Origin of the sequence: Streptomyces sp. NPDC102274, from assembly GCF_044766385.1 — a bacterium.
GTDB lineage: Bacteria > Actinomycetota > Actinomycetes > Streptomycetales > Streptomycetaceae > Streptomyces.
In genome coordinates this window covers 67,912-83,392 of record NZ_JBIWLW010000037.1, presented here as the reverse complement: position 1 = coordinate 83,392, position 15,481 = coordinate 67,912, and the positions used below count along the sequence as shown (strand labels likewise).

The following is a 15,481-nucleotide window of genomic DNA, read 5'->3' as shown; positions in this document are numbered from 1 at the left end:
TCCGCGATCCTGGAGGCCGCCGAGGAGCACCGGGCGGATGTCATCGGCATGTCCGGTCTGCTGGTGAAGTCGACCGTGATCATGAAGGAGAACCTGGAAGAGCTCAATCAGCGGCAGATGGCCGCCGACTACCCGGTGATCCTCGGTGGCGCGGCGCTGACCCGGGCCTATGTCGAGCAGGATCTGCACGAGATCTACGAGGGCGAAGTCCGCTACGCGCGCGACGCGTTCGAGGGTCTGCGGCTGATGGACGCCCTGATCTCCGTCAAGCGCGGCGTCCCCGGCGCCGTCCTGCCCGAGCTGAAGCAGCGCCGGGTCAAGGCCAGGCCCCGGACCGAGGTCGAGGAGCGGCCGGAGGAGGGCGCGGCCCGCTCGGACGTCGCCGTCGACAACCCCGTCCCGACGCCGCCGTTCTGGGGCACGCGCGTGGTCAAGGGCATCCAGCTCAAGGAGTACGCCTCCTGGCTGGACGAGGGTGCGCTCTTCAAGGGCCAGTGGGGGCTGAAGGAGGCCCGCAAGGGCGGCCCCAGCTACGAGGAGCTGGTGGAGAGCGAGGGCCGGCCCCGGCTGCGCGGCTGGCTGGAGCAGCTGCACACCCAGAACATGCTGGAAGCCGCCGTCGTTTACGGCTACTTCCCCTGCGTGTCCAAGGGCGACGATCTGATCCTGCTGAACGACGACGGTTCCGAGCGCACCCGCTTCACCTTCCCCCGCCAGCGCCGCGGCCGCCGTCTCTGCCTGGCGGACTTCTTCCGCCCGGAGGATTCCGGCGAGACGGATGTGGTCGGCCTCCAGGTCGTCACCGTCGGCTCGAAGATCGGTGAGGCGACCGCGGAGCTCTTCGAGGCCAACGCCTACCGCGACTATCTGGAGCTGCACGGGCTCTCCGTCCAGCTCGCCGAAGCGCTCGCCGAGTACTGGCACGCCCGGGTCCGCTCCGAGCTGGGCTTCGCCGGCGAGGACCCGGCCGAGGTCGAGGACATGTTCGCCCTGAAGTACCGGGGCGCCCGCTTCTCGCTCGGCTACGGCGCCTGCCCGGATCTGGAGGACCGCGCGAAGATCGCGGAGCTGCTGGAGCCGGAGCGGATCGGTGTCCAGCTCTCCGAGGAGTTCCAGCTCCACCCCGAGCAGTCCACCGACGCCATCGTGATCCACCACCCCGAGGCGAAGTACTTCAACGCGCGCTGAGGCCCCGGGCGCCGCGGCCCGCGCCGGGCCCCCGGATCCCCTCCGGGGGAACCGACCGGCGCGAGCGGCGGACGAGTCGTACACTTATCGGTCCAGTGCAGGCCGGTCGCCTGTCCCGGAGGGGCAACCCCGCGGGCAAGGTGACCGGCCTTCTCGTCCCTCATGGAGGTGTGCCGGATGACCAGTACGGTCCCCGCGTCCCTGACCCGAACGGCCGAAGGCTCCGCGCTTCAGGCCGTCCTTCTCGACATGGACGGCACCCTGGTCGACACCGAGGGATTCTGGTGGGAAGCCGAGGTGGAGGTCTTCAAGGCCCTCGGCCACGTCCTCGACGAGACCTGGCGCGAAGTGGTGGTCGGCGGGCCCATGACCCGCAGCGCGAGCTTCCTCATCGAGGCGACCGGCGCCGCCATCACCCTCAGCGAGCTCACCGTGCTGCTCAATGACAGCTTCGAGGACCGGATCGGGCGCGATCTGCCCCTGATGCCCGGCGCGACCCGGCTGCTCACCGAGCTGGCCGCCCACGAGGTGCCCACCGCCCTGGTCTCGGCCTCGCACCGGCGCATCATCGACCGGGTGCTGGCCTCCCTCGGGCCCGAGAATTTCGGGCTCACCGTGGCGGGCGACGAGGTGCCCCGTACCAAGCCGCACCCCGACCCGTATCTGCTCGCCGCGCGGGGCCTGGGCGCCGATCCGGCGCGCTGCGCCGTCATCGAGGACACGGCCACCGGTGTGGCCGCCGCCGAGGCCGCCGGATGCCGGGTGGTCGCCGTACCCTCCGTCGCACCGATCGCCCCGGCGGCCGGCCGCACGATCGTCGGCTCGCTCGAAGAGGTCGATCTGGTATTTCTGCGCGGTTTGATGACACAGGGGCACTGAAGCGCGTACTGAGAGTGGTGCCGAAATACCGAACGGAAACTCTCGGCATTGGCGCGGATATTTTCCGTGACCTTCGCCGACCGCGATCCGGGCACCCTCAAACACCGTGGAAGTGACCTTTATCACTCGCCTGTGCGTCGACAGGGGAGGGTGAGGGTGATCCATGCCGGTCTGAGGTGGGACTGCCTGTGACCTTGTGTCCCGGTTTATGGGTCGGTGTGTGAATCATTCCGCGGCCCGGATATCCACGCGCCGCTATTTCCGATCACTGTGTGATTACGTTTCAGATCGGGCCCGGTCCGGCATTCCCGGAGCCTCCGACTAATCTCATCGCGAGCACTTCGCCGCTTCAACGACGTGTCCCGACGACCCACCAAGTCGCCATGCACACAGGACCGATCGCCCTGTATCCCGGCCCGATCGCCTCTGCCCCGAACGGGTGGGCGCGGCGGAGTCTCCCATGTGCACCGCTGTATCTCAGTGCCGGATGAGGGAGTACGTCCAGGATGAACCGCAAGACTTTGGCGCTGTCGGCCGTGATCGGCCTGCTTGCGCCCGTGCTCGCCGGTTGCGGTGGCTCGGACGGTGGCTCCGGCGGCGAGGCCATTGTCGTGGGCACCACGGACCAGTACATCGCGACGAAAGAGGCCATCGCCCCGCTGGACCCGGCCGCCGCGTACGACACCGGTTCCTGGAATGTCCTGCGTCAGACCATCCAGACGCTGACGCACGTCCCGCGCGGTGGCGGCAAGCCGGTCCCGGACGCCGCCTCCAACTGCACGTTCACGGACCGGGCGAACGAGAGCTACCGCTGCACCCTGCGCGAGGGGCTGAAGTTCGCCGGCGGCGACCCCATCACGGCCGATGATGTGAAGTACTCCTTCGAGCGGGTCCTGAAGATCAACGACCCCAGCGGTGTGGCCGGTCTGCTGACCAACATCGACACGATGGAGAGCGACGGCGCCCGCGAGATCATTTTCCATCTCAAGACGCCCGACGCGACCTTCCCGTACAAGCTGTCCACGCCGCCGGCCGGCATCGTCAGCAAGAAGGACTACGAGCCGACGAAGCTCCGCAAGGGCTTCGACGTGTCCGGCTCCGGCCCGTACATCTTCAAGCCGGAGATCAAGGGCGACACCGTCACCAAGGCGACCTTCACCAAGAACCCCGATTACAAGGGCGATCTGCACATCCAGAACGACAAGGTCGAGCTGCGGCCCTTCACGGACGCGGACGACATGGGCAAGGCCCTCGACAGCGGCGACATCGATGTGATGACCCGCGCGATGACGCCCGAGCAGGTGCAGGCGATGGTCGAGAAGCCCAAGGAGGGCATCCAGCTCACCGAGATGCCGGGTCTGGAGATCCGTTACCTCGGCTTCGACACCGACGCCCCGACCGTCAAGGAGAAGGCGGTGCGCCAGGCGATGGCGTACACCATCGACCGCGGCGACCTGGTCAGCAAGGTGTACGGCGCGATGGCCGAGCCGCTGTACTCGCTCATCCCGTCGAGCATCGCCACGCACACCAACTCGTTCTTCAACAAGTACGGCGACCGCAACCTGACCAAGGCCGCCGCCCTGCTGGAGGGTGCCGGGATCGACACCCCCGTGAAGCTTGAGCTGAACTACACCACCGACCACTACGGCGAGGCGACGGCCAAGGAGTTCGAGACCCTCAAGGCCCAGCTCAACAGCAGCAAGCTCTTCGACGTCTCCATCAAGGGCACGGAGTGGAAGACCTTCCGCCCGAACCAGATCAAGGGTGACTACTCGGTCTACGGCATGGGCTGGTTCCCCGACTTCCCGGACCCGGACAGCTATGTCGCGCCGTTCCTGGACAAGGACAACTTCCTCAACACGCCCTACGACAACGCCAAACTGCGTGGCGAGCTGATCCCGCAGTCGCGCCGCGAGGCCGACCGCAGCGCCGCCACGCAGACCTTCAGTCAGATCCAGGACATCGTCGCCGACGACGTACCGGTGCTGCCGCTCTGGCAGGGCAAGCAGTACGTCGCCTCGCACGATGACATCGCGGGCGTGGAGTGGGCGGTCAACTCCTCGGCGGAACTGCTCCTCTGGGAGCTGCGCCGCGGCCCCGGAGCGTCCTGACCCTTCCGTACCCCCGGGAGACTCCCGGAACTTCCTGAACAGCGGTCCGGCCGCGTGGGCGAGGCCCACGCGGCCGGACATGTCCGGGGCGGCGATCCGCCGTCGTCACTGGGCGCCGGGGCGCACCAGCCCGCTCTCGTACGCGTACACCGCGGCCTGTACCCGGTCGCGCAGCCCCAGCTTGGTCAGCACATGGCCCACATGCGTCTTGACCGTGGTCTCACTGACGAAGAGGTCCGCCGCGATCTCCGCGTTGGACAGCCCCCGGGCGACCAGCTTGAGCACCTCGACCTCGCGCTCGGTCAGCGTGTGCAGCGTGTCGGGCATCGGCTCCTCGCCGGACGGCAGATGATCCGCGTACTTGTCGAGCAGCCGGCGCGTGATGCTCGGCGCCAGCATCGCCTCGCCCGCCGCGACCACCCGGATCGCCTGCACCAGCTCATTGGCGGGCGCGTCCTTGAGCAGAAAGCCGCTGGCCCCCGCGCGCAGCGCCTCCACCACGTACTCGTCGAGATCGAAGGTCGTCAGGACCAGCACCTTCGCCGGACCGTCCCGGCCGGGGCCGGTGATCTGGCGGGTCGCCTCCACCCCGTCCATCCGGGGCATCCGGATGTCCATCAGCACCACATCGGGCTGCAGGGCGCGGACCTGGTCGATGGCCTGGAGGCCGTCCCCGGCCTCGCCGACGACCGCGATGTCCTGTTCGGCCTCCAGGATCATCCGGAAGCCGGTGCGCAGCAGCGGCTGGTCATCGACCAGTAGGACGCGGACAGTCACAGGGAACTCCTTCACTAGACCGGCCCCATTCTGCCCTGACCACCCCACCGCGACTCCGCCGGGCGCGGCGGGTGCCTACACGCTCCCCGGCACGCCGACCGTCAGCGGATAGACGGGAGGCGTACCGCCGAATTCCGGACAGACCGCCTGGTGGTCGCACCAGCCGCACAGCTTCGTGGGGCGCGGCCGCCAGTCACCCGTCTCGGTGGCCAGTCTGATCGCCTGCCACAGCGCGAGCAGTTTGCGCTCCACCCGCTCCAGATCGGCCTCCACCGGGTCGTACGTGACGACCTCCCCGCTGCCCAGATACACCAGTTGGAGCCGGCGCGGCACCACCCGCTTCAGCCGCCAGATCACCAGCGCGTAGAACGACATCTGGAACCGCGCCCCGTCCGCGTACTCGGGACGGGGGGCCTTGCCCGTCTTGTAGTCGACGATCCGCACCTCGCCCGTGGGCGCCACATCGACGCGGTCGATCACCCCGCGCAGCCGCAGCCCCGACTCCAGCTCGGTCTCGACGAACAGCTCCCGCTCGGCCGGTTCCAGCCGGGTCGGGTCCTCCAGCGAGAACCACCGCTCGACCAGTTGCTCCGCCTCCGCCAGCCAGCGCGCCAACCGCTCGCCGTCCGCGTCCTCCGCGAACAGCGCGGCCAACTCGGGACGGGACTCCAGCAGCCGGTCCCACTGGCCGGGGACCAGCGCCTTCGCCCGGGGCGCCGTACGCTCCACGGCCGGCGCGTCGAAGAGCCGCTCCAGCACCGCGTGGACGAGCGTGCCGCGGGTCGCCGCCTCGCTGGGCTTCTCCGGCAGCTTGTCGATCACCCGGAACCGGTACAGCAGAGGGCACTGCATGAAGTCGCTCGCACGCGACGGCGACAGCGACGTCGGAGGCCCGCTCGGAGACGCGACGGGCGTCGGGACCGGAGAAGTGGGCGGCAGGCTCGTACTCATGACGCAGACCCTATGACCCGACACTGACAGCGATCCGAATACCATCGACTACAGAGCCTCTCGCACTGCATGATCGAGCGAGCGACGCTGCCGACGAAGGGAACCCGTGAAAGAGGACGACGAGCGCGGCGAGAGCAAGCCGTCGCAGCCCGGCAAGGGGGATACGGGCCCCGGCGACAAGCCACCGCGCCGCGAAGACCCAGGCGGTGGCATTCTCATGGGCCGCCCCTTCGGCGTGCCGGTCTACGTCGCCCCGAGCTGGTTCCTGGTGGCCGCGCTCATCACCTGGATCTTCGGAGGCCAGCTGGAGCGGGTCCTCCCGCAGCTGGGCGGTCTCCGCTATCTGCTGGCGCTCTTCTTCGCCGTCGCCTTCTACGCCTCCGTACTCGTCCATGAACTGGCCCACACGGTCGCCGCGCTGCGCTTCAAGCTGCCGGTGCGCCGGATCCAGCTCCAGTTCTTCGGCGGCGTCTCCGAGATCGAGAAGGAGTCCGAGACCCCGGGCCGTGAATTCGTCCTGGCCTTTGTCGGGCCGCTGCTCTCGCTGGTGCTCTCCGGGATCTTCTACCTCGGCCTGCTGGCCGTCGAGCCCGGTACGGTCCCGGGTGTCCTGCTCGCGGGGCTGATGGTCTCCAATCTGATCGTCGCCGCCTTCAACCTGCTTCCCGGTCTTCCGCTGGACGGCGGCCGGATGCTGCGCGCGGTCGTCTGGAAGATCACCGGCAAGCCGATGAGCGGCACCGTCGCCGCCGCCTGGGTCGGCCGGGCGCTCGCCGTCGCCGTGCTGATCGGCCTGCCGCTCCTCACCCGTACGGGCGCCCTGGGTACCTCGGCGAGGAACGTCAGCGGCATGGAGACCGTCACCGACGCGCTGCTCGCCGCCATCCTCGCCGCGATCATCTGGACCGGCGCCGGCAACAGCCTGCGGATGGCCAGGCTCCGCGAACACCTCCCCGAACTCCAGGCCCGCACCCTCACCCGGCGCGCGGTGCCGGTCGAGTCCTCCACCCCGCTCTCCGAGGCGCTGCGCCGGGCCAACGAGGCGGGCGCCCGTGCCCTGGTCGTCGTCGACGGCCACGGCGACCCGACGGCCCTGGTCAGGGAATCCGCGATCGTCGGCGTACCGCAGCACCGCCGCCCCTGGGTCGCGGTCAGCGGCCTCGCCCAGGACCTCACGGAAGGTATGAAGGTCCCCGCGGACCTTGCGGGCGAGGCCCTGCTCGAGCGGCTCAGGGCCAGCCCCGCGACGGAGTACCTGGTGCTGGAGGAGACGGGCGAGATCTACGGGGTCCTGTCGACCGCCGATGTCGAGCGCGCCTTTGTCGCGGCGATGGCCCGCCCGCAGGGGGACTGAGCGCCGCGAGGGGCCGCCCACCGGGCGAACCGAGCCCCCGGAAAAAGCGGCTAAGCTTCAAACATGTCCGAACCGACCGGTGCCGCCCGTCGTCGCGGCCCCTTCAAGGTCGGGGACCAGGTTCAGCTCACCGACCCCAAGGGACGCCACTACACCTTCACGCTCGAAGCCGGGAAGAATTTCCACACCCACAAAGGGTCCTTCCCGCACGACGAGCTGATCGGTGCTCCCGAGGGCAGTGTTGTCCGTACCACGGGAAACGTCGCCTATCTCGCGCTGCGCCCCCTGCTCCCCGACTATGTCCTGTCCATGCCCCGCGGCGCCGCGGTGGTCTACCCGAAGGACGCCGGCCAGATCCTGGCCTTCGCCGACATCTTTCCCGGCGCACGCGTTGTCGAGGCGGGCGTGGGCTCCGGCTCGCTCAGCAGTTTCCTGCTGCGCGTCATCGGGGACCAGGGCATGCTGCACTCCTACGAGCGCCGTCAGGACTTCGCCGACATCGCCCGGCAGAACGTGGAGCGCTACTTCGGCGAACCGCACCCCGCCTGGCAGCTGACGGTCGGTGACCTTCAGGACAATCTGTCCGACACGGACGTCGACCGCGTGATCCTCGACATGCTCGCCCCCTGGGAGTGCGTCGAGGCCGTCTCCAAGGCGCTGGTGCCCGGCGGCATCCTCTGCGCGTATGTCGCGACGACCACTCAACTCGCCCGTACCGTCGAGACGATCAGGGAGTTCGGCACGTTCAACGAGCCGGCCGCCTGGGAGTCGATGATCCGCAACTGGCACGTCGAGGGCCTCGCCGTACGCCCGGACCACCGGATGATCGGCCACACCGGCTTCCTGGTGACCGCCCGGCGGCTCGCGGACGGCGTCGAGCCGCCGCTGCGCCGCCGCCGTCCCGCCAAGGGCGCGTACGGCGACGACTACGACGGCCCCGGCAGCGGCTCGCGCGGCTGACCGGACGACCGGGGCTCCTTCTCGCCACGGAGACCGTCAACACGGCGACAGCGCCGCCGAGTTCCCGTCAGGAACGGGAGAACTCGGCGGCGCTTCCTTTACGTTGATCTTACGGACCCCGCTGTTCCGCCGCACTGTGACGTGTGGCACGATGCTGTCTCCCTCACACCGTTGGTTATTCGCCGGCACCGCCTTCACAGGAGACACTCCGCGTGCAGCTCTCCGACGTCCCGGACCTCGCGCACACCCGGCCGCGCCCCGTGCACTGGCTCGCGACGGCCACCGCGATGGCCGCTGTCGTGGCCCTGGCGGGCCTGCTCCAGCCCGGCGCCGCCACGGCGTCCCAGTCGGGCTCGGGATCCCCGAAGGCCGCGGCCCCCGGCCGAGCACCGCTGCCCGCCCCCGACCCTTCAGGCGTGGACTTCCCGCTGGAATGCGGGGGAGTGGGCACGACCGTCGCGAAGAAGTCCTCGGGCGACCTCGACGGGGACGGCAACCCCGAAACCGTGGCGGTCGTACGCTGCGCGGCCGGCTCGGGCACCCCGCCCAACGGCGTGTACGTACTGACCAGGACCGGCGGCGAGGTCGAGCGGGCCAGGATCGTGGCGACGCTGGTGGACCCCAAGGACAAGCTCACCGTCGGCCCCGACTTCGCGGTACGCGACGGGGAGATCATCGCGACCCTGCTCGGCTACTCGGGACCCGCGGTCCCCAGCTGCTGTCCCGACGAGGAAGAGCGGGTCTCCTGGCGGTGGCGGAACGGCGCGTTCGTACGCGGTGAGCGGCGGCCCGTCGCGCGAAGTGTGTGAAAGATCACCACTGATGGCGCCATGCGACGGGCCGTGACAGGGAGTTACGCCGCGTCGGGGCCGTAGACCTCGACACGGTCCGTCACGCGGCGTACATGAATGCAGTCACCGGGACACTCCTTGGCGGAGTCCACCACATCGCGCAGCAGCGGCAGCGGTACGCGCGTGGTCGCGCCCGGGGCCTGCAGCAGTTCGTCGTCCGGGCTCTTCACATAGGCCAGGCCGTCGATGTCCAGCTCGAACACATCAGGGGCGTACTGCGCACAGATCCCGTCCCCGGTGCAGAGGTCCTGGTCGATCCAGACCTCCAGCGGCTCACCGGTCTCGGTGACGCCTTCGGTGGGAGCCTCCTGCTGCACGGTCATCTCTCCTGCCGTTTACTGTGCCGGGCAGCGCATTATGGAGTAAGTCGCGGCGGCCCTGACGGGTGTTGAACGCCTCGACGATACAACCGACAGCTTTCCGATGTTCCTGGGTGGGTATTCCCCTGGCGTGAGGGAGGGCGCAAGGGTGAAGATCGGAACTACCCCGACAGTCTTTGTGATCTAGGGGTTTCAATCATCACCCACCCAGGTAGGGTCAGGAAGCGTCCAGCTCCCCTTGGAGGAGGTGAGGACCGTGGCAGCCCACGACGACGACATCAACCGCGGCATCCGGCCCGGGCGGGGGTCCGAAGACCCAGCCGGCCAGGTTGCCTATCTCGAGCAGGAAATCGCCGTCCTGCGACGTAAGCTCGCCGACTCTCCGCGGCACACGAGGATTCTCGAAGAGCGGATCGTCGAGTTGCAGACGAATCTTGCGGGTGTGTCCGCACAGAACGAGCGGCTCGCCAATACGCTGCGTGAGGCCCGCGATCAGATCGTGGCCCTCAAGGAGGAGGTCGACCGGCTCGCACAGCCGCCGGCCGGCTTCGGTGTCTTTCTGCAGGCCAATGAGGACGGTACGGCCGATATCTTCACCGGGGGCCGCAAGCTCCGGGTGAATGTCAGCCCCGGCGTCGAGCTCGACGAGCTCAGGCGCGGCCAGGAAGTCATGCTCAATGAAGCGCTGAATGTGGTCGAGGCCATGGAGTACGAGCGCGCCGGGGACATCGTCACCCTCAAGGAGATCCTTGAGGACGGCGAGCGCGCCCTGGTGATCGGGCACACCGACGAGGAACGGGTGGTGCGGCTCGCCGAGCCGCTGCTGGACATCACCGTCCGTCCCGGCGACGCCCTCCTGCTCGAACCCCGCTCCGGCTATGTCTACGAAGTGGTTCCCAAGAGCGAGGTCGAGGAGCTTGTCCTCGAAGAGGTTCCGGACGTCGATTACAACAAGATCGGCGGTCTGGGCGGCCAGATCGAGATGATCCGCGACGCGGTCGAGCTTCCGTACCTCCACCCGGACCTCTTCAAGGAGCACGAGCTGCGACCGCCGAAGGGCATCCTGCTCTACGGCCCTCCCGGCTGCGGCAAGACACTGATCGCCAAGGCCGTGGCGAACTCCCTCGCCAAGAAGGTCGCCGAGGCGACCGGCCGGCCCGCGGGGAAGAGCTACTTCCTCAACATCAAGGGTCCCGAGCTCCTCAACAAGTACGTCGGTGAGACCGAGCGCCACATTCGCCTGGTCTTCCAGCGTGCCCGGGAGAAGGCGAGCGAGGGCACGCCCGTCATCGTCTTCTTCGACGAGATGGAATCCCTCTTCCGCACCCGCGGATCCGGTGTCAGCTCGGACGTGGAGAACACCATCGTCCCCCAGCTGCTCGCCGAGATCGACGGTGTGGAGGGCCTGGAGAACGTCATCGTCATCGGCGCCTCCAACCGCGAGGACATGATCGACCCCGCGATCCTGCGGCCCGGCCGCCTCGATGTGAAGATCAAGATCGAGCGTCCGGACGCGGAGGCGGCGAAGGACATCTTCGCGAAGTATCTGACGTCCTCGCTGCCGCTGCACGTGGACGACGTCTCCGAGCACAACGGCTCCAAGGAGGCCGCGGCCCACGGGATGATCCAGTCCGTCGTGGAGCAGATGTACGCGGAGTCCGAGGAGAACCGCTTCCTTGAGGTCACGTACGCGAACGGCGACAAAGAAGTCCTGTATTTCAAGGACTTCAACTCCGGCGCGATGATCCAGAACATTGTCGACCGGGCCAAGAAGATGGCCATCAAGGCATTCCTCGACCATGACCAGAAGGGCCTTCGGGTCTCCCATCTCCTCCAGGCTTGCGTGGATGAGTTCAAGGAGAACGAGGACCTGCCGAACACCACGAACCCGGACGACTGGGCCCGTATCTCCGGTAAGAAGGGCGAGCGGATTGTCTTCATCCGTACCCTGGTGACCGGAAAGCAGGGCGCCGACACCGGACGCTCCATCGACACGGTGGCGAACACCGGTCAGTACCTGTAGAGCGCGGACCGGCTGCGGATGTCCGGAAGGGCATCCGCAGCCGGTTGCTTTCCATGTACCTTCCACCACACCAGGCCAATGACGGAAATGATCTCCCCACCGGCGCAGAGGCGTTCTAGGCTCTTTCGTACCGCCGCGTCGCGCAGTGCGGGGCCGGGCACCGCACACGCATACGCGACGGAGAGAGAGCGGTACTTGAGCGGCGCTTCCGGAGGGGAGCGCCGCCGGGCAAGGAGGGCCGCATGACCGTACGGCGAGTAATGGGCATCGAGACGGAGTACGGCATCTCCGTTCCGGGCCACCCGAACGCCAATGCCATGCTCACCTCGTCCCAGATCGTCAACGCTTACGCGGCGGCGATGCACCGGGCGCGACGTGCCCGCTGGGATTTCGAGGAGGAGAATCCGCTGCGGGACGCCCGTGGCTTCGACCTCGCCCGCGAGACGGCCGATTCCAGCCAGCTCACGGACGAGGACATCGGGCTGGCCAATGTGATTCTCACGAATGGCGCGCGGCTGTACGTCGACCACGCTCACCCGGAATACAGCTCTCCCGAGATCACCAATCCGCGCGACGCCGTTCTCTGGGACAAGGCGGGCGAGCGCATCATGGCCGAGGCCGCGGAACGCGCGGCACAGTTGCCGGGCGCCCAGCCGATCCATCTGTACAAGAACAACACCGACAACAAGGGCGCGTCCTACGGCACGCACGAGAACTATCTGATGAAGCGCGAGACTCCGTTCTCGGACATCGTGCGCCATCTGACGCCGTTCTTCGTCTCCCGGCAGGTCGTCACCGGTGCGGGCCGGGTCGGCATCGGCCAGGACGGGCACGAGCACGGCTTCCAGATCAGCCAGCGCGCGGACTATTTCGAGGTCGAGGTCGGCCTGGAGACCACGCTCAAGCGCCCCATCATCAATACCCGTGACGAACCGCATTCCGACGCGGAGAAATACCGCCGGCTGCATGTGATCATCGGCGACGCGAATCTGTCGGAGATCTCGACCTATCTCAAGCTCGGCACGACCTCGCTCGTTCTCTCCATGATCGAGGACGGCTTCATCAACGTCGATCTCGCTGTCGACCAGCCGGTCCGCACTCTGCACCAGGTCTCGCACGACCCGGACCTGGGCCGGCTGGTCACGCTCCGCAGCGGACGGACACTCACGGCTGTCCAGCTCCAGATGGAGTACTACGAGCTGGCCAGGAAGTACGTGGAGGAGCGCTACGGCGTCGACGCCGACGAGCAGACCAAGGACGTCCTGGGCCGCTGGGAGGACACTCTCAACCGGCTGGAGAACAATCCGATGAGCCTGTCGGGAGAGCTCGACTGGATCACCAAGCGGGAGATCCTGGAGGGCTACCGGCGCCGGGACAACCTGGACTGGGACGCGGCCCGGCTGCACCTCGTGGACCTCCAGTACGCCGACGTACGCCCCGCCAAGGGCCTCTACAACCGTCTGGTGGCCCGCGGCAAGATGCAGCGTCTCCTGGACGACCAGGACGTCGAGCGGGCCAGGACGAAGCCCCCGGAGGACACCAGGGCGTATTTCCGGGGACGGTGCCTGGAGCAGTACGCGGAGGACGTGGCGGCCGCCTCGTGGGATTCGGTCATCTTCGACCTGCCCGGCCGCGACTCGCTCCAGCGCGTACCCACCCTGGAGCCGCTGCGGGGCACCCGGAACCACGTCAAGGAGCTGCTCGACCGGTGCCGTACGGCGGAGGAGCTGGTCCGGGTGCTGTCCGGAGGCTGAAATGGTCCCTGTCCGGGAATGATCGAGGTGGTGCCCGGACGTTGTCACAAGTGCGGGGCCGATGTCGGACCCTCCTTGTAGGGTCTGATCTTGTAGGTCACATCGAGCGGGGCGAACCGAGCGGGGTGAGGGTTATGGCGACCAAGGACACCGGCGGCGGACAGCAGAAGGCGACGCGTTCCACCGAGGAGACCGAGGAGCAGGCGCAGGAGGCGCAGGCGTCCGAGGACCTCAAGGAACGCCAGGAGAAATTGTCCGACGACGTGGACTCCGTCCTGGACGAGATCGACGACGTCCTTGAGGAGAACGCCGAGGACTTCGTGCGCTCCTTCGTCCAAAAGGGCGGCCAGTAGCAGCGGTTGTCCGTTCCGGTGCGCCGGTGAAAGCCGGTCGCACCGGGACGGATGACACGCGGCGGCGCGGGTAAGGTCCGTGCACAGTTCTTAAGATCGGCCCGGCGCGAGCGGCGGGCCGCCGCCCATCCGGAAGGAAACGCGTGGAAGCCAACCCTCGTAGCACCGGGCGTCTGCCGGCGGCCTTCCTGACGCCCGGCTCGTCCTCGTTCATGGACTTCCTGTCCCACCAATCGCCGGACATGCTGCCCGGCAAGCGCTCGCTGCCGCCCCTCCAGGGCGCCATCGAGGCGCCGCACGGGACGACGATCGTCGCGGTCAGCTTCCCCGGTGGCGTGGTGCTCGCCGGTGACCGGCGCGCGACGATGGGCAACATGATCGCCCAGCGCGACATCGAGAAGGTCTTCCCGGCCGACGAGTACTCGGCCGTCGGCATCGCCGGCACTGCGGGTCTCGCCGTGGAGATGGTCAAGCTCTTCCAGCTGGAGCTGGAGCACTTCGAGAAGGTCGAAGGAGCGCAGCTCTCCCTTGAGGGCAAGGCCAACCGGCTCTCCACGATGATCCGCAGCAATCTGGCCATGGCCATGCAGGGCCTGGCCGTCGTCCCGCTCTTCGCGGGCTGGGACGTGGAGCGCGAGAAGGGCCGCATCTTCTCGTACGACGTGACGGGTGGCCGTTCCGAGGAGGTGGGCTTCGCGTCCACCGGCTCCGGCTCGATCTTCGCCCGTGGCGCGATGAAGAAGCTCTATCGCGAGGATCTGACCGAGGAGCAGGCCACCACCCTGGTCATCCAGGCGCTCTACGACGCCGCGGACGACGACTCGGCGACCGGCGGCCCGGATGTAGCCCGCCGGATCTATCCGATCGTCACCGTCATCACCGAACAGGGCTTCCGGAAGCTGACCGACGCGGAATCCGCCGAGATCGCCCGCTCGATCCTGGAGCACCGGCTGGAGCAGCCCGACGGCCCGCGCGCCGCGCTGCTCTGATGCCGCTCTCTTCTGAATAAACATGCCACTGACAGAAAGGGACGGATAGCCGGTGTCGACGCCGTTCTATGTCTCACCCCAGCAGGCCATGGCCGACCGGGCGGAATACGCCCGCAAGGGCATCGCACGCGGTCGCAGCCTGGTCGTGCTGCAGTACGCCGACGGCATTGTCTTCGTCGGCGAGAACCCGTCCCGCGCACTCCACAAGTTCAGCGAGATCTACGACCGGATCGGCTTCGCGGCCGCCGGCAAGTACAACGAGTACGAGAATCTGCGCATCGGCGGGGTGCGCTACGCGGATCTGCGCGGATATACCTACGACCGCGACGATGTGACCGCCCGCGGTCTCGCGAATGTCTATGCCCAGACGCTCGGCACGATCTTCTCCAGCGCCGGTGAGAAGCCGTACGAGGTGGAATTGGTGGTCGCCGAGGTGGGCGCCACACCGGACGGCGACCAGATCTACCGCCTGCCCCACGACGGCTCGATCGTGGACGAGCACGGCTCGGTCGCGGTCGGCGGCAGCTCGGAGCAGATCAGCTCCTATCTGGACCAGCGGCACCGCGACGGCATGTCGCTCGCCGAGGCCCTGAAGCTGGCCGTGCAGGCGCTCTCCAGGGACACCAACGGCGGCGAGCGGGAGATCCCCGCCGAGCGGCTGGAGGTGGCGGTCCTGGACCGTACGCGACCGCAGCAGCGCAAGTTCAAGCGGATCGTCGGCCGCCAGCTCTCCCGGCTGCTGGAGGCGGACGGCGCGGCCTCCACGCCCACGGACGCGCCCTCGGACACCGAGGAGCCGGACGGCGCGTCGTCCGCCCCGGCCGAGACGCCCTCGGAGACCCCTGAGGCGTCGGAGACCACCGAGAAGCCGGAGTCCAAGGGCTCTGACGGCGAGGACAGCGGCTCGGCGGACGAGAAGGACACCGACAAGTAGCCCCGGCGGAAACGTCTCGGCATGCCCCGGCGCGCTC

The 15,481-nt window shown here is 68.1% G+C and carries 14 protein-coding genes; 11 read left to right on the top strand and 3 right to left on the bottom strand.

Annotated elements, in window-relative coordinates:
* From ACIRQP_RS34825 to ACIRQP_RS34815, 3 genes are all read left to right on the top strand, one after another.
* Positions 1-1,188 (top strand): vitamin B12 dependent-methionine synthase activation domain-containing protein (locus ACIRQP_RS34825; protein WP_403897594.1); only part of this gene is annotated, 1,188 nt, incomplete at its 5' end.
* 177 nt (positions 1,189-1,365) lie between these two features.
* Positions 1,366-2,067 carry an HAD family hydrolase gene (locus tag ACIRQP_RS34820; protein WP_403897591.1) on the top strand — a complete coding sequence of 234 codons (702 nt, stop codon included), beginning with the start codon at positions 1,366-1,368 and terminating at the stop codon, positions 2,065-2,067.
* Between the two features lie 506 nt (positions 2,068-2,573).
* Complete coding sequence (locus ACIRQP_RS34815) at positions 2,574-4,178, top strand: ABC transporter substrate-binding protein (RefSeq protein WP_403897589.1); 1,605 nt, start codon at positions 2,574-2,576, stop codon at positions 4,176-4,178.
* Between the two features lie 105 nt (positions 4,179-4,283).
* On the opposite strand, the gene ACIRQP_RS34810 is transcribed toward ACIRQP_RS34815, so the two are convergent.
* A complete protein-coding gene (locus ACIRQP_RS34810) occupies positions 4,284-4,955 on the bottom strand; it encodes a response regulator (protein ID WP_401883508.1) in 672 nt (223 codons plus the stop codon).
* A gap of 75 nt (positions 4,956-5,030) precedes the next feature.
* The gene (locus tag ACIRQP_RS34805) at positions 5,031-5,906 is read right to left on the bottom strand and encodes a RecB family exonuclease (RefSeq protein ID WP_403897586.1); all 876 of its coding nucleotides are present in this window, start codon (positions 5,904-5,906) and stop codon (positions 5,031-5,033) included.
* Between the two features lie 106 nt (positions 5,907-6,012).
* On the opposite strand from ACIRQP_RS34805, the gene ACIRQP_RS34800 reads away from it, so the two are divergent.
* The 3 genes from ACIRQP_RS34800 (at position 6,013) to ACIRQP_RS34790 (ending at position 9,029) form a co-directional block, all read left to right on the top strand.
* Positions 6,013-7,260 carry a site-2 protease family protein gene (locus ACIRQP_RS34800; RefSeq protein ID WP_403897583.1) on the top strand — a complete coding sequence of 416 codons (1,248 nt, stop codon included), beginning with the start codon at positions 6,013-6,015 and terminating at the stop codon, positions 7,258-7,260.
* Between the two features lie 63 nt (positions 7,261-7,323).
* Complete coding sequence (locus ACIRQP_RS34795) at positions 7,324-8,220, top strand: tRNA (adenine-N1)-methyltransferase (protein WP_403897581.1); 897 nt, start codon at positions 7,324-7,326, stop codon at positions 8,218-8,220.
* Between the two features lie 212 nt (positions 8,221-8,432).
* Complete coding sequence (locus ACIRQP_RS34790; protein ID WP_403897578.1) at positions 8,433-9,029, top strand: hypothetical protein; 597 nt, start codon at positions 8,433-8,435, stop codon at positions 9,027-9,029.
* 44 nt (positions 9,030-9,073) lie between these two features.
* Here ACIRQP_RS34790 and ACIRQP_RS34785 read toward each other — a convergent pair whose 3' ends face one another.
* A complete protein-coding gene (locus ACIRQP_RS34785; protein ID WP_403897576.1) occupies positions 9,074-9,394 on the bottom strand; it encodes a ferredoxin in 321 nt (106 codons plus the stop codon).
* A gap of 253 nt (positions 9,395-9,647) precedes the next feature.
* Between ACIRQP_RS34785 and arc the strand changes: the two genes are divergently transcribed.
* The 5 genes from arc (at position 9,648) to prcA (ending at position 15,444) form a co-directional block, all read left to right on the top strand.
* A complete protein-coding gene (gene arc, locus ACIRQP_RS34780; RefSeq protein ID WP_403897573.1) occupies positions 9,648-11,414 on the top strand; it encodes a proteasome ATPase in 1,767 nt (588 codons plus the stop codon).
* A 242-nt stretch (positions 11,415-11,656) separates the two neighbouring features.
* Positions 11,657-13,168 (top strand): depupylase/deamidase Dop, encoded by a 1,512-nt coding sequence (gene dop, locus ACIRQP_RS34775; RefSeq protein WP_403897570.1) that lies wholly within the window; start codon positions 11,657-11,659, stop codon positions 13,166-13,168.
* Positions 13,169-13,302: 134 nt separating this feature from the next.
* The gene (locus ACIRQP_RS34770; RefSeq protein ID WP_030754525.1) at positions 13,303-13,521 is read left to right on the top strand and encodes a ubiquitin-like protein Pup; all 219 of its coding nucleotides are present in this window, start codon (positions 13,303-13,305) and stop codon (positions 13,519-13,521) included.
* 143 nt (positions 13,522-13,664) lie between these two features.
* Positions 13,665-14,510 (top strand): proteasome subunit beta, encoded by an 846-nt coding sequence (gene prcB, locus ACIRQP_RS34765; RefSeq protein WP_403897567.1) that lies wholly within the window; start codon positions 13,665-13,667, stop codon positions 14,508-14,510.
* 52 nt (positions 14,511-14,562) lie between these two features.
* Positions 14,563-15,444 (top strand): proteasome subunit alpha, encoded by an 882-nt coding sequence (gene prcA, locus ACIRQP_RS34760; RefSeq protein WP_403897564.1) that lies wholly within the window; start codon positions 14,563-14,565, stop codon positions 15,442-15,444.
* The last annotated feature ends 37 nt before the right edge of the window (positions 15,445-15,481 follow it).